This window comes from Antarcticibacterium flavum (assembly GCF_006159205.1).
Classification (GTDB): Bacteria; Bacteroidota; Bacteroidia; order Flavobacteriales; family Flavobacteriaceae; genus Gillisia; species Gillisia flava.
The window spans coordinates 571,743-587,686 of the sequence record NZ_CP040812.1 but is presented as its reverse complement, the minus strand read 5'-3'; the positions used below and the strand labels follow the sequence as shown (position 1 = coordinate 587,686).

Sequence of the window (15,944 nt, the reverse complement as noted above, 5' to 3'; positions counted from 1 at the left end):
CTTGATCTTCATTCATAAGTGACAAAATTTTATGATAGTATTAATCGTTCCTGTTCCATTTTAATTTTCCTCATTTTCATCAGTTTTTTTATTTCCGTTTTCACGACTTTACTGGCTTTTTGAGTGGCACGACCAAACCCCATTTTTGATAAAGCTTCAGATATGGCTTCTTCTTGGGAAATAGAAAAAGCTTTTTCTATTGTTTCCAAAAGCGCCAGCCGAATTTCTTCAGGAGGTACATTTTCAATATTCTTCAGAGAGTTGTGTAAGTTACTTCTGTCCCTTAACTCTACTTTTTTGGTTTCATCTTCATAAAGAAACTCAGATTCCATATAGAATCTTTTTCTATCATGCCCTAAGGTGGCTGAAATGAAAATATGTTCATATATTCTATTTCCCACTCGTCCTTTTCCTAAAGCGTCAGCAATTCTCCGCGCGGCATCCGTAAGATGTAAAGGACCTTCAATCTTCAAGATTTGAAAAATTAAGCCCGAAATAGTGGAATAGGGGAGATCTAATAATTCCCTGCTGGTATCTATTTTAATTTGACCATTGGCCAGGATATATGGCTTAACTTCTAAAACATCTTCTTCTTTATCAAGACGTTGAATTACAACTTCTACTCTCTTCGTTTTTTCCAGAATGGGGTGGATTTCTTGATGTTCTTGCGAAGTTTTAACGGCATTTTCAATCGCATCTTTAAGAAGGACTATTTGTTTTTGCTGAGTCCTAAACCAGTCTGTACTCCAAATGCGATGGAAAACCCAACCCATTCCTTCTAACACAGATTGCCGTAATCGGTCTCTGTCCCGGGCGCTTACAGAACTATGGTAACTCGCACCATCACATTCTACTGCCAATATGTATTTTCCGGGCTTATCAGGGTCTTTAACTGCAATGTCAATGAAGAATCCGGCGGAGCCTACTTGAGGCTCTATTTCATACCCCATCTTTCTTATTACTGTGATTACCTGATCCTCGAAAGGGGAGTCCGTATCTTTACCTGTTTCAAATCTATTCTCAAGATGTCCATTTTCTGCATATTGAAGAAAGCTTTTCAGGGCTTTTACTCCTACAGGTGAATTATTGGAGGTGTTTAAGTCGCCGGCAGTAAAATTAGAAAATACTTCCATGGCTAACCTTGCTCTTGTAATTAGAACATTCAATCTCCTTTCACCTCCCTCTCGATTTACCGGTCCAAAACTTGTAGCTAACCTTCTTTCTGCAGTTAATCCGTAGCCAATACTGATATAGATAACATCACGCTCATCCCCCTGAACATTTTCCAGGTTCTTTACAAAGAATGCTTCAAGTTGATCTGAGGAGAAAAAGTCCTCACAACTGAGGTCTTCTCTTCTCATACGTTCCAGTTCTAATAAAATGCAATCTCTTTGGGCCGTAGAAAATGCCACCACACCTAAAGTCAAATTAGGTTTTGTCCTGGCGTGTTCCATGACAGCTGCGGCTACAACTCTTGCTTCGCCGGGATTGGTTCGTGAAGTTCCTCTCTCATAAATTGTTTCCGGAACATAATTAAATTGCAATCCCGTTGCAAATTCATTTGTTCCCGGATTTGGGAAAACCATTAATTTCCCCTCATAAAATTCTTGATTAGAAACATTAATTAAAGAATCATGGCGACTTCTGTAATGCCATTTCAACATACTTTCATACGCTCCCTGAGCAAGGAACATTCCCAATATACTTTCTATATCTCCTGTCAATGAATCATCATCACCTTCAAACTGCTTACTGAAAAAATCTGTTGGAGGCATCTGCTTTGAATCACCCACCACAACTATTTGTTTCCCCCTGAGAATAGGAATGAGGGCGTCCACAACTCTTACCTGACTGGCTTCGTCAAAGATTACCAGATCAAACTCAATAGATCCCGGAGAAAGAAACGATGCGACTGACATAGGGCTCATCATGAAGACCGGTTTAATCTGCTGGACAGCATTACCGGCTTGTAGTAACAATTGCCTGATTGGCATATGTCTGCGCTTTTTGTTTATCTCTCTTCTGATTATAGCCATTTCTCCACCAGAGTAAACATGGGGCAGGCTTTCGTAATGATTTTTCACAAGGGTTTCCTGGGAATAATGAGCTAAAGCATGATCAAGTTTCCTGAAGTCTCTAATATCTTTCGTGTGGCCTGCTCTATCAAAATATTTTATTGAATCATGAGTCTCATATGCGTGGTTAACCAGGGATTTATACCAACTATACGAAAACAAGGTGAGGATAAGATTAGGAGGAAAGCTCCAGGATCTACACAAGGCAACGACTCCTGCTAACTCTTTCTTATTCATCTTTTCACTCAGGGCATTAAATCTGGCTATTGAAAAAATGTCATCTGACCTAGTAATCATTCTAGAAAGAAGATCTGATAATTCTCCAATATCTTGGGTTAATAAATTTTGCGAATCATAATCTATTAATTGCTCAAGTTTTTTGAAATACCCCTGCAGTTTCGTTGAAGAGGCTTCCAACTTTTTATTTTTTTCTATTAATTTCTCGAACGACTCAATTTTATCTAAGTTGGAGAGGAACATACTTTCAAACTCCCCTTCTTTCGCTTTGGTATAATAATGAAATAGCCAGGCATAAATATTTTCTAATTCTTTCCAATTACTATCTGCACCTTTCCATTTATCTAAATAAAGTTTGGTTCCTATAGCTCCATTCAGGTTCAGTTTCTTTTTTGTTTCTTGATAATCTATAATATCATCAATAACCTCTTGCACCTCTAGATTGGAAGGCAGGGGCTCTTTTAGAAGCGCTTTAAAAGACCTTTTTGCGTTGTTATATTGCGGAGAAACAAAACGATACCATTTGGTTCCAATATTAATATAGGTTTTCCTTAACTCCAGCATATCCTGCTCGAAAGCCGCGCCCAAAAGAATACCTTCATACTTCTTTACATAAGAGGCTGTTTTCTTGCCATAGGCAAGAATAGTTTCAATTTCTTCACTCTGAGAAAGCCAGATCGAAGATAAATACTCGACGTCCAGCAGCTGCGGCATTGTTTCAGTATACTTGATGGTGTTGATTAATTTCTGAACATCAATAACTGTAGTAGGTTGAGAAACATTTAATTCTACTACTTGTGCTAAATCCTTCTGAAATTCGGACAGAACAGTTAAAAGCTCGACAAGGAGTTTCCCCAGAGGTTCCTTTTCTGCAGGGGAAAAACTCTCAACTTTTGCATTTAAAAAAGGATTTCGGTCAACAGGGCCATTTTCTTCCAGATGCGCGATCATATTTTTGAGGAGCACCACAGCACTAGAAAATTCTTTTTTGGACCATTTTTCCAAATCGGGAATAGATAACTCAGGCGCCTCGTATCCTTCCAATTCGTGCTTTGCCTCCAGAAGAAGTCCTACGGCTTTTACAAAATTGATCTCTGAATTTAGGATTGGACTGCCAACAGCTAAAGCATAGTTGTCAAGATTATTTTTTAGGTCCTTATACCGTTTTATTTGAATCTCCCTGTCTGATACATTTGGCTTACCTAAGTCTAAGGTTCTGCCTAATTCTTGCAACACATTCTTTTTATTGCTCTTATAACTGTGAAGTTCCAGAACAGCATCCCCAAGATGACAGTTGTCCAACCTTCTCTTTACCACTTCAAGCGCCACCATTTTCTCGGAAACAAAAAGAATTTTTTTGTTATCCGCCAGGCTTTCAGCAATGATATTGGTAATGGTTTGGGATTTTCCTGTTCCGGGAGGACCTTGAATAACAAGATTTTTTCCATTTTTAATTTTAATAACAGCTTCAGTCTGACTAGAATCGGCATCAGCTATAAAGTGAAAGTTCTCCAGATTCTGAAGCTCCCTTTCAATATCTTCTATAATTAGATCATCTCCTTCTACACCATCCAAAGTTTGAAAACCATCCCCAAAGAGGGACTGGATTATCGGGTGGTCAGCAGGTTGTTTTTCCTCCGGCCAATTTTTTGCATCCAGATCCTGGTACATCTGGAATTTTCCAAACTGAAAAAAACCTAAATGGATTTCGTTTTCATTGATTCTCCACCTTTCTTCCTTTTTAATGGCTTTTCTAACTTTCTGAAAGTAGGTTGGCAAATCTGTTTCTTCCGTAAAATCCGGGAGGTCAATTTGAAACTCAGTGTCAAGTTTAGCTTTAAGTATAAGATTAGTATCCAGATCTACGCCGGTATATTGAAGTTTATACCTTTCCCTGGCACCGATTCGCTTTAATGCAACGGGTATTAATACTAAAGGGGCATTACGCTCTAAATCTGAATTCTTATCTTCATACCAGGTTAGAAAACCTATTGCCAGATATAAAATATCAATTCCTTGTTCCTGGTTATAAGCTTCAGCCTCTGTGTTAATCTTGAGAAGCTTTTTATCAAGTTGATCTTCTGTAAGCTTCGTTTGTAGCCTGGGAGTTCCTGTACGCCTCCTTGGAACTTCTTCGTCAAATAATTCAGGAAGGCGGTCCGTATGTTTTGCCGGATTGGCTTTTTCTTCCTTAGGAATAGGCAAAAATGAAAGTTTCTTCTGGTTCTCAATGAGGGTAGTAAAAATTTCAGTTGATAATGCATCATGTACTGTAAGGCTTACGGCACGTGGGACAAAATTTAACAACGAATTACCGCGGATACCCAGATCCAGTAATTCCTGCCGACTTTTTTCTAAGGCTGCTGCAATTTTGTCTCTCATTTTAATAGTATTAAATTTCTACATCCTCTAAAATCTGAATCCCGTGAGTGGTATGGCTAAAAGAAGGAGATTATTGGTCTCATCTAGCCACATCAAATCTCCCGCAGCGGGCAAATAAATTTTGTATTTCAATTAATTTCTTATCTCAGTTATCCCCCTAAGCTTAAAATTCCCATCCCATTTGGTAATCATCTTTAAATCGTAAACGGTGTAATCGTCTGTGATTTTTTCTTTCGACCTATAGATCATTTCATAAGTCACGTGATATCCTCCTGCTTCTTCCGGAATAACAGTAAATGATTCCCAATCAATGTCTGAAGAAGAATAGGGGTATTTCCCCCTATGAGTCCGGGCATTTCTGTAGATCTCTTCCCTTGCAGGATTTTTTGCTCCATACCAGCTTGTTACCTGCGGACTTAAGAACTCTGGCAACTTTTCTATTTGATTGCTGTTCATGGAGTGGTAATAATCTGCAACAACTTCTTTTAGTTGTTCCTCGGGAGATTTTACAGAAGTTTCGTTGGAAAAAGAAAAACTGTAAATGGTCATGATTATCGCCAACAATCCCACAGCTGCAAGTCCAAATAAAGCTTTTGAATTGTATTTCTTGATACCTTTTATATTTTCCGCCCTCTTTTTCTCTTCTTGAGGTTGTTCTTTCTGGAAATTTTCCTGCTGTGAGGAATTCGATTGCGGCTTAAGTTTCAGCCGGTGATTAGGATAAGTTACTTTGTCTATTTCAAAATTTCTCAAATAATACGTAAATAGGTACCTATACTTACAGTCTTCAAGCTTGAGAAAACTCAGTTTTGAAGGATTAGAAGGTGGTCCCCAATACCCAATTATAACAAAAACCGGAATATTTTGGTTCAATTTTTTAAAGCGTAATTCTTGCTTTGGTTTTAAACCTTCAACCTTATTGTTTATAGCAGAAGATCGGTATTTCGCCTCTACATAAAATTCCTTTCCTGTTTCTAAACATCGAAAATGAAAGTCTGGATTACTGGCACTTTCGGGATATCTTTTTTCGTTATCCTCTTTAGAACTCGTCCTATGAATCAGGGCATAACGGTCTTTAGTAAAGATATTATTCTCTACAAAGTCTTCAAATTCTTTTCCGATACCGTGAGAATCCTTCTTGTAATTTTGTTGCATGAAGTCTTAAATTAATTTTTGAGTCATTAGATAGTCAGATTTGCCAGGCTGGGCAGCGATAAATGTTACATAGCATGGTGTCTGAAGTTATACTTTTCTACAAAACCTGTAATTTGGGAAGGTTCGATGTTGCTTCAGGTTTTTTACCTATTCTTTACATATTGATTTAATTTCCTAATAGGTTCTTTGAAGGTATTTTCCATTCTTACAGAAGAGTCCACTAGAAATTCATTAATTGTTGGCCAATCAGTTTCTTCAAAGTAGCTCAAACCATCTAATTGATCTTTAATCCGACAGGTAACATTTTCATCCATTCTTTCCCAAGTTAATGAACCACCGAAATCTTTTTCAATTTCATCCTTCATTTGATATATGAAATCAAACAGTTCTTTGTTTTCTTCTTTACTTCCACGATTAAAGATTATTTCACATCTACAATAGTTACTACTCACTACTAAATTCAAACTAACTCCACTCATGCCAATTCCTTTTCCAATCCAGCTCTCTTTGGAAGGTGAATTATTGGAAAAAAGACTGTTTTTTGAATTACTAAAGTTTATGAAATTTTCCCAAAATTTTAATCTAACGTGGTGCCTGTTTTTCAATGTTTCCTGTACTTCAATTTCTTCCTGAGCTTTGGTTGAAATACTGATGGCAAAATCTTCTGTTTCCTTTGTAGGTAAAATCTGCTCTAAATTTAAAAATAGTTGTTCATTAAACGCGAATGGAGTGACCTTAAAACACTGAAGACGGATTTTAAAGTTCAATAACCATAATACAGATGATGTAACTTCTTTTCTGAAATTTGCTGCTACAAGAATTAATCGCTGGGAATTTAAGCCCTGATTTAATACGATTTCGCTTATATCTTTACCTTCAAAGAAATCACATAGTCTATCTTGTGCAATTGCAGAACTGCCTAAAAAATCCTGATATATTTTTAATATATCTTGTTTGGTTAAGCTTGCGCAATACGAAGCATATTTTATAGCTTGCCAGGTAACATCTTTTCCGGAATCATCTAACTTATTCTCAATTACGACAATGTTTCCAAGCTTGTCCAAGGCCAATAGATCGAGCCTTTCATTTGTTTCTGTAAAACCACAAAATTCTTTTTGAATTATTAACAATTCTTCCCCAAGTGAAGATGGATTATTAGCAATCCATTCTTGTAGATGATCTCTTTCTCTAAATCTTAATTCAGAAAAGGTTTTCTGTTTAAGTTTGGTGATTCGGTTTCTTTCTTTGTCAATTAAGTACATATATTTTTCAAATATTGGTGGTACAGGTAATGATTATCCTAAGTTCGTGCAGTAGATGCGGACTTGTGGAGCTCAATCATTTTCCTGATTTCTAAACTTACACTTTTTCAACAACAACCGGTGGGGTGCTAATTCTCGGTTTGTTGGAAATTCTCTTTATTTCACATTTGAAGCAGATGGTTTTCTTCCAGCATCTATCAGAATTATATTTTCCGCCTTATCTAGATTAAGTTCCTTTAACGTTTTTTGAACTTTGTTGTATTCAGTTACATCGAAATAGAGAATAGCTTTTATCGATTTTTTAGTGTTATTTGCCTTTTCGTATACCTCGACTTGCTTGGCCAAATTTTGTTTTAATTTAGAATTTGATGCTAATTTAAATTCAATCAGAGTTTTATCTTTTGATCCACTGGAAATAGCATAGTCTACAGGACCTCTACCATTATTTACTTCTCTGTTCACATCAAGATCTGATGCGAACCACGTTAACCTGTAAATTAGTTGTAAATCTTCTTCTCTTTTAATTGGTTGATGATCAACGTAAAATAACCTGTAACCATCATTGTCCTCAATGAAAGATTTTAAAAATAATAATCTCTTCAATGAACCTTCATATGAACTTTCTGGACTAATCGTATAAAAATCAGAATCCTCCATTAAATGCTCAACGAACTTGCTCAGTTGATGAATAAATATTGATTCAACTTGATCTACTTTTTGCCTAGAAATGTTCTTCGCCCCTGCTTTATTTTCTTCTTTTAGCTTTACATAGTATTTTATTATTTCAGGGAATTTTTTAATTGTATAATGAACAGCCTGGGAAATTTCCTTTTGTGTATTCTTTTTATTTTTAGGGGGCGCTGGTAATGATTTTTTAAAGTAATTAAAAATTTCGTGTCTTAATTGGTCGTTAGGTATACTACCACAAATTCTATCAAAATCTCCTCTTAAATCATTGCTATTAATCCAGTTATCATCTTTTGTCAATAGATCTTTAGGAGTTAACAATACATAGTCTCCGAAGAGAACAGGAAGCTCAAATTCTTTGGGCATCCATCGTTCTAAATCATAATTGAAATAAACTTTACTTACATTAACCTTTTTCAGAAATTTTGCGTCAATAAATTTTTGAGCAAACTTTTCTGTGTATTCGAGTAAATATTCTTTTATCAAGTTTGTAGTAAAATCGCTAATATTATCTTTTCCAACTCCTATTTCAAAAAGACCTGCCTTTTCTAAATGTGAGGATTGTGTTACAACTTCTTTTCCCAAATCATCAAAAACAATATGAATAGAGGATGACAATGCTTCACCAAATTTTTTTCCTAAACCGCTTCCTCCATTACCTACTTTACTATAACCAAACCAATTTTGCTTTACCTCCGGGAATAGATACCAGGATTTAACTTGTGAGAATTCGTTTATGCCAAGCTCCGCTTTCTGTTTTAGAAAAGTCAAATATTTCAATATTCCACCATGTAATTTTATGTACTCCTCTTTTTTACTTCCAAATAGTAAAAATGGATCAATGAATAAAGGTAAATCATTAATAAGGGAAATATTGAAAGCACCATAATCTTCAATTATAGAAGGATTTATTTCAAAAAAGTCAGAAAAGTATATCTTCATTTTGAAATAGTATTAAAAATTGCCGTTACCGTGTTGAGCATAATTATAACTTGTTCATGTCAATTTTATAACCAGATTTTTTAAGTTCTCTAGCAACAGAATAAGACCAAGCATCACCATTATCCATATCAACATATACCACACCTGAAATATCATTAGGAATCTCGACTTCACCTTTGACTAATGCGCAAACATTTGAGCGCCCAATTTTTCCAATTAAAAAACCATGTTCAAAAATTACATTTTGTCTAGCACGAGATTTCAGTACAGGTTCTTTAGAATTTTTTCCTCCAATATCACAAGGTGTATATAATATAATTCCAAATCCAACATCAGAATATTCTTCAATTTTTTCAATTATTGTTTTGCTCGAGCTTGCCTGTTCATGCAGAATAATTGCTTTTAAGCCCAATTTTTCAACAAATCTTGCGGCTTTAGACTTGGCTGCCTCATCATGACCATGAACAATAAAAACCCTGGTTTTATCAAGATTACTCTCAATTGACTGTTCATTAGCTTTGTCTTCTATATTAGATTTTAGTAATGGTATTTTTTGAAGTAATTTTTCTAAACTTTTAACCTTTGTACGGATATTTGATTTGAAGTTTTCTACTTCATTTTGGGGAATTGGTCGAGCACCTTTTGTTATAGTTCTCATCCCAGCAAACATACCAGCTTCACTATAACTTTTTCTATACTCATTATACTCCACACTAAAGGATTGCTTTAATAATTCTAAATTATAATCATGCCAGTGAGAAAAATCATCTTTTAAATCAGTAAATTCTTTACTGGTAGTGATTTTTGTAAGTATTAATTCTTTGCCCTGAACAATTCTTTCTTCTAATTCTTCTTTAAAATTTTCATGAGATTTGATTAGATAAGTTGAATCCAGTTTTTGATTGGGTAATTTTTTTTTCGTCATATATTTATTAATTGTGCTATTGGATTTTAAAATATTTTTTATTGTTTCAATTCCTTTTTTTATACAGGATAAAGAACCTTCTCAATCCATACTTTCCTTAACAATAAAAGTCTATTTATTCGCTCTTATTGTTTAAGAATTCATGAATTGTCTATTATCTTTTACATTTCCTATTTACTCTCTACTATCTCAATCTCCTCCTCAGTCAACCCATACAGCTCATAAACCACCTTATCAATTTCAGCATCTGTCTTCTCGATCTCCCGTTGCAGTTCCACAGCTTTTTTCTTGTTCTCTTCAAACAGCTCCATCCATTCAAATTCATCCTTTTTGGTGAGTTCCGGGATGGGGGAGAGGCCTTTCTTGGCGCGGACTTTGTTGCCGGCCTTGATCGCCTTGTTTAGTTCTTTAATGAACTCGCCGAATTCCAAGTCGTACCATGATTGGAGTTTCCTCGTTGTTTTATAAATATTATAACGCCTGGTAAAAAAATTGAGCAGGTTTTGAATTAATTTGTTCAGTTTTTCCTGTTCAAATAATAACTTTTCCACCTTTGCAGTCGAAAAATTATCTGTATTACCATCGAATATCGGCATTGATTTTATAATGCTCGGTTTTACTTCTGCAAATATTTTCCCCACCTGCGGGCATTTCGCTTTGTACACATAATCGAATAATCTGGAGTTGAAAAGAGCTAACAAATAATTTAAGTTAAGTTTGCTTGTAATAACAAATAAGGAGTTTTGAGGATAATGTTGTTCAAAATCCAATACTGCGCGTAAATCGTGACTTGTTCTCCTTAACAATATTTTCTTTTCTTTAATTTTCTCCTCATTCGAACTGTACATTAACCATTTCCCATATTTAATATATGCATCATTATTAAATACTAAGGAGTACCTATTCACATCTGTTCCGGTAACAAGAGGAAACCAATCGTCTCCCAATTTCTCGGTAGAATGATAAATTCTATTATTTACCATTTCCCGAGTTTGAGGAGGAATTCCGTGCCCAACTTGATAAGGCTTAATGCCGAAAATAATTTCACCAACGGCATCAAAAGGCTTAGAAACTGTCTCAAGTTTCTTAATTAAGTTATGAGCTTCAATTTTTAATTCTAAAACTATTCTATGAAGTTCATCGTTTATCCAGATTTCTTTGGGTAAAATTTGATCGGATATAAGTTTGTTATTTCTAATTTTTTGGGCAGAAACTTCCCCTTTTAGATTCACTTGGTTTCTTAGAAGAATGGTGGAACTTTCGACAATTGCATCTTCAAAAACATCATCACCGTGATCAATGATTTGTAAAACATCAAGATTTAAAAGTCTTAATCGAAAGTCTGCAGTATTATTTATTAGAAGCCAAGTATTAGGAACAATTAATCCTATGTATCCATTTTTTTTTGTTTGTTTAAGAGCAGCCAGCATGAAGTACATATAAGTATCCTTCAATTTAGTAGGTACTTCAGGGTAATGTGGTATTAAAAAATTTGCTTCAGAAGTTGATAATTTGGCACCCCAAGGCGGATTTCCAATCACCACATCAAAACCACCTCCAGAGCCTGAGGAAGGATCAAATACTTCAGGAAACTCTTCTTCCCATTTAAAAGCTTTGTTGCCGGCTACTGCTTCATCGTCAATGAGGGAGTTCCCGCATTTGATATTGCCGCTAAGGTCGTTGAGCTTGCGGCTGGGTTGGGCGGTGCGCAGCCAGAGGCTCAGCTTTGCTATTTCCACACTTTCCTCGTTGATGTCAACGCCGTAGATATTCCTCTCTAAAATGGTATTTTCGATGTCGCTTAAAATAAGGCTTCCGCCCAGCAGTTTAGCCTTCATTTCATCGATATACCGGTGCTCTTTGATAAGAAAATCCAGCGCCTGATTGAGGAAAGCGCCACTCCCGCAGGCGGGATCGCAAATAGTCAGCTGTAACAGCCAGTCCCGGTAGTCATCGAGGATCTTTACCAAGGCCTCTAAAGTGTCTTTTTGACGCCGTTTTCTTCCCTTGAAATATTCTTCTTCCCTAAAGCCGAGTTCGCTCTTCTTTTCTTCGCAAAGTCTGCCGATGGTATTTTCAACTATGTATTTGGTGATGTATTTGGGCGTATAGAAAACGCCATCTTTTTTACGCTTGCTCTTTTGTTTGTCAAATTCTCCACCTTCAATTTCGGCACTTACGCTTTCTATCTCGTTAAGGGAATTCTCAAAAATGTGCCCCAAAATATTCACGTCTACCTGGCTTTCAAAATCATATTTTGCAAGTTTGGAGGTATGCTTGTGGAGCAACTTATCATCGATCCCCAGCCCGTCCAGGAGCTCATCGGGTTTAAAGAGTCCGCCGTTGTAGGCGTAGATCTCCGGGCGGGTTTCTGTCGCCGGGCGGCCGTGGTTGAGATATCCGAAGTATTGTTTAAAGCGATCGTAAAGCGGGATTTCGGCGTCCAGGTCCTTCAGTTGGTTCCATTCTGAAAGAATATTAACAATAGCATTGGGAGGGAGGAGGCCGCGATCTTCAGCAAAAAAGATAAAAAGGAAACGATCAATGAGCTTTTGAGACTTTTTAAACAAGTTGAGCTTGATCTCTTTTTCGGCTTCAGTTTCAGGATCATGAGCATCGGATTCATAACCCGAGAGTCCGTCTTTCAATCGCTCCACATTCCGCTGCACCAAATCCCGGAAAAGTTCCCTCTTAAAAAGGGAATAATCTTTATAAAACTCTTTGGTGATCTCTTCTTCCTCTCCCAGGGAAGCTTCCTTGATCTTCAGCGGAAGTCCTTTGAGAATATTTTCCTTACTTAGGCAAAGCCATAGCAGTCCGAAGTCCTCCCTGTTCAGCTCAAAAAGATCGAATTCCAGGAATTCTGTAGCATCCTGGATATAGAACCTTAGCTTCTCAAAATTAGAAGTTATCACATACACACAATGCTTTTGATTTGCTTTATAATCAAAAGCCTGCTGCCGTATCCCTTCCAGGTGTTTGGTGTTAGTACCTTTAAGTTCGATCACCCCAATAGCATTTCTATCTTTCAGGATCGCACCGTCTGCCTTACGGTTGTTGGATTCGTTCTTGAATTCGGTGGAAAGGTCATAGCCGGGATTCGGTTTAAGTGTATAACCAAGGATCTTTACAAAGAGTTCATTCAGAAATATAGCCTGAAATTCTTCTTCTTTCGACTTCCTGATGTTCTCCTGGATCTCAGGATGCTGAAAATAGGAGGTGAATTCTTTATATGCTTTGTCGACCACCTGGTCATCCTGAAGCCTGAGATAATTTTTAAGTACAGAAACCTGAAATAAGGCCATGCTTTATGAGATGATTATGGGTTAAATTCTGACACCTGGAGTAGGGAAGTAGGGGCTGCAGAATTGGTTTCAGTAAATCTATAAAATTATCTTAAAAATTAGAGATTATTTAGGAGATAAAACCTACTTAATGCCGTTGCAACAGCAAATTATTAAACAGTTGGTTCTGCAGTTGCAGTTTTTCAATTGGGGGCGGTTGCTGAGCGGTTGATCTTATATGATAACACGAAAAAAGTCTTCTAAATCCATATTATACAGATTAAGTGCTTCTAATTCGTCATCTCCTTTGCCTTCTGTCATATCCCAAATTTTGGCGTTTACACCTATTGAACTAAGATACGTAACCTTGTCATAGGCTACAGATACAGCTTTTTCACTAATGTCTGGTACCAACAAGACCTTGTGACCTATTAAACAAGCTGATTTAGCCGCTGTAAGGCCATTCAAACCTCCAAATGCCAGCCAGGTAAATTTTGGCAGGAAAATGGCTCCTACAACAGCTGTTTTCTCACTTTCCACCAGGATCACGAGATCTGTTCCTTTTTTAATTGGCTTAAGAAGATGAGCCCCAAATAAGCAAGAATAGTAACCATCATTATTTTTGTACGGTGCTTTAAACCGATTGGTTCTCTTCCCGTCTTCTTGATAATAACAAATCTTATTTTTCTGCACCTGGAGACCTTCATTGATTAGCCAGAAAACAGTACCTCCGTCTTTTGTTGAGCCGAGGGCATAATCTTCTTTTACACGATTTACGTCTTCATGGGAATAACTCTTCCTTAGATACTGCAACAGATTATTTTCCGGTGCTACCTCGTAATATTTCCAGATCAGCGATTCGGGTATAAATTGCTGATCTGGATTATTGCTTGTAGAGCTAAAATTTTCTGAAAAGCTTTGAGTAGGGGAGATCACCACATCCGTGTCCCAGGAGTTGGTAATTTCATTCCATTGGTACTCTTGCCCTTTGTTATCCTTATACAGAGTGGGTGGGGTAGTGGATTTTCCGCAAGAATGACAGTAACCATAGATCAGTGGGAAACCTTTATAATTTACAAATTTTCCATCTATATTCGGCTTGCCACAGCAAGGGGTAATAATCTTGAAATTCCTCCTATTGTCGAATTTTAATGTTCTTTCAATTTTGGTAAGCATAGGATACATTGTTGTGCAACGTGCAACTTGCAAACTCCTTTTAAACCAGTTTTATATATCTGAATATGAAACAAATGCAGGTGAAATTGAGCTAAAATGCAAGTTGCAGATTGCATTATATTTTCATTCTGGCAATTTTCCTGGAGACTGTAGATTTATTGACTCCGAGTACAGCAGCAATTTGTTCCTGGGTAGCATTGTTTCTTCTACCCAGCTTTACAACTTCATTCGGATCTATATCAGGTAAATTTCCTTCGAGTTTCCCAACTATGATCTGGAAATTGGTAAAGTAAAAATCCATAATCATTATTGCTTCCTCTACAGTTTCCAGCCCAATTTTCAGATTAAATTCTGAAGTAGCTGATTCTTTTATAAGTTGTGTTAGGATTAATAGCTTGTGAATGTTTATTTGAGCTTTTGCTAAATATCCTTTCTCTATTTCTTCTGATTTTTCCTGCAGATAAATTAAGCTTTGGGTGTATTCAAATAATTTACTTTCTGCTTCTGGAGTGCAGGTAAGTACAATAGGATCTTTTGTCTCAGAATCCTCAACCGACTTTCTATACTCCATCATTCTTAGCAGGTTATCTGAATACCGCTTTAGACAGTCTTGACCTATAGGAAAGCTTGAAAGCTTTAAATTGTGCGTTAATTTAGGCGTGAATAAAAGGCGATCTGTCAAACCGCTTTCCAAATTACCTCCTGCAAAAATTTTCGGGATAAATTCTTGCTGTATGGAGCCCATCAGCACCGGGTAGGACCTTGTCAAGCGAAAACTTTCTGTTGTTTTTCTCACTATGTCAACAAATTTGTTGGTATTTCCCTGCAACAGTAGTGTACGCCAGCCCGGGCCATCTTTGCTGGAAGGATTGCCCATTTTTTCAATAAGGTGATACAGTTCATCCATTAAAATTCCCAGGGAAAAAGGATTATGAAAATGCTTAAAATAAGCTGCTTCGATTGTGGCGTCCTGAATAAATAATTGTTTCCTCCCTTTTGGCTCTTCAGGTCCCTGCTGCAATGATCTCTCTCGAAATTCCTGATACTCCACGTCATCATACTTCTTCAATGGTTCAGTGGCCAAATCCATAGCAGGGGATTTTACGTCTCCCCTGCTACCTATAATAGTCGCATAGATATTGCCATAGTTCGAATAACCCATGGCATCCAGCCGGATTGCTAAACCTGCCGTATTACTAAAAGCAAAAAGTATGGACGTTAGTAGGTATTCCTTGGGTATTCTCTTATGCTCAAAAGCTTCATTAATTAGTCTACCGATGTAAGGAGGCAGTTTATTCACAACTTGATGAAGCTGTCTAACAGCCTTATCTTCCAAGCTGGAGCTGTGTTCTAATATTGCCTCCTCAATATCCTTTAGATTATCTACTTCCATGGCGGCAAAAACTTAAGGTGAACGATTTCTTGTAGGGTGGTGTCAAAATAAGCCGGAGCACCGTCAGCTCGTGCATCCATGTTTTTAATCAAGATATATCGCTGCCCAAGTTTGTCGGCTAATCTCTGAAACTCGGCCTTTGTTACCGGCTTATCTTCTTCCTTAATCAAAAGTGATTTACCTACTTCGGTAACTATATTCGCTATAGTTGCATTTCCGATTCCTGCCATAGAAATTCCTTCTTTATGAGGCTTCTCCGTAGGTGCTTTTAAACCTGCATCAGGTTTTGCTGGAGATAGTTTGTTTTTACGTTTATGGGAGTTGACTCTGCAGCTGTTGCTGCAGAATCTTTGTTTATATCTCCTTTTAGGTACATATGTTTTGGCGCAGTAGTCGCACGTATATAGGTATTTGTCCATGATTATA

The 15,944-nt window shown here is 36.9% G+C and carries 9 protein-coding genes; all 9 read right to left on the bottom strand.

Annotated elements, in window-relative coordinates; all coding sequences use genetic code 11:
- Positions 1-29: 29 nt before the first annotated feature.
- On the bottom strand, positions 30-4,694 hold the full coding sequence (locus FHG64_RS02635; protein WP_139064950.1) for a DUF3320 domain-containing protein: 4,665 nt from the start codon (positions 4,692-4,694) through the stop codon (positions 30-32).
- Positions 4,695-4,826: 132 nt separating this feature from the next.
- Positions 4,827-5,849 (bottom strand): hypothetical protein, encoded by a 1,023-nt coding sequence (locus FHG64_RS02630; protein WP_139064949.1) that lies wholly within the window; start codon positions 5,847-5,849, stop codon positions 4,827-4,829.
- Between the two features lie 143 nt (positions 5,850-5,992).
- On the bottom strand, positions 5,993-7,111 hold the full coding sequence (locus tag FHG64_RS02625) for a DUF4268 domain-containing protein (protein ID WP_139064948.1): 1,119 nt from the start codon (positions 7,109-7,111) through the stop codon (positions 5,993-5,995).
- Between the two features lie 156 nt (positions 7,112-7,267).
- The gene (locus tag FHG64_RS02620) at positions 7,268-8,740 is read right to left on the bottom strand and encodes a hypothetical protein (protein ID WP_139064947.1); all 1,473 of its coding nucleotides are present in this window, start codon (positions 8,738-8,740) and stop codon (positions 7,268-7,270) included.
- A gap of 43 nt (positions 8,741-8,783) precedes the next feature.
- On the bottom strand, positions 8,784-9,665 hold the full coding sequence (locus FHG64_RS02615; protein ID WP_246054250.1) for a TIR domain-containing protein: 882 nt from the start codon (positions 9,663-9,665) through the stop codon (positions 8,784-8,786).
- Between the two features lie 170 nt (positions 9,666-9,835).
- Complete coding sequence (locus FHG64_RS02610; protein ID WP_139064946.1) at positions 9,836-12,970, bottom strand: Eco57I restriction-modification methylase domain-containing protein; 3,135 nt, start codon at positions 12,968-12,970, stop codon at positions 9,836-9,838.
- 213 nt (positions 12,971-13,183) lie between these two features.
- Positions 13,184-14,125: a DUF6371 domain-containing protein gene (locus FHG64_RS02605; protein ID WP_139064945.1), complete on the bottom strand. Its 942-nt coding sequence runs from the start codon at positions 14,123-14,125 to the stop codon at positions 13,184-13,186.
- A 115-nt stretch (positions 14,126-14,240) separates the two neighbouring features.
- On the bottom strand, positions 14,241-15,518 hold the full coding sequence (locus FHG64_RS02600) for a DUF3987 domain-containing protein (RefSeq protein WP_139064944.1): 1,278 nt from the start codon (positions 15,516-15,518) through the stop codon (positions 14,241-14,243).
- Complete coding sequence (locus FHG64_RS02595) at positions 15,509-15,937, bottom strand: hypothetical protein (protein ID WP_139064943.1); 429 nt, start codon at positions 15,935-15,937, stop codon at positions 15,509-15,511. The genes FHG64_RS02600 and FHG64_RS02595 overlap by 10 nt, the downstream gene beginning before the upstream one ends.
- Positions 15,938-15,944: the final 7 nt, after the last annotated feature.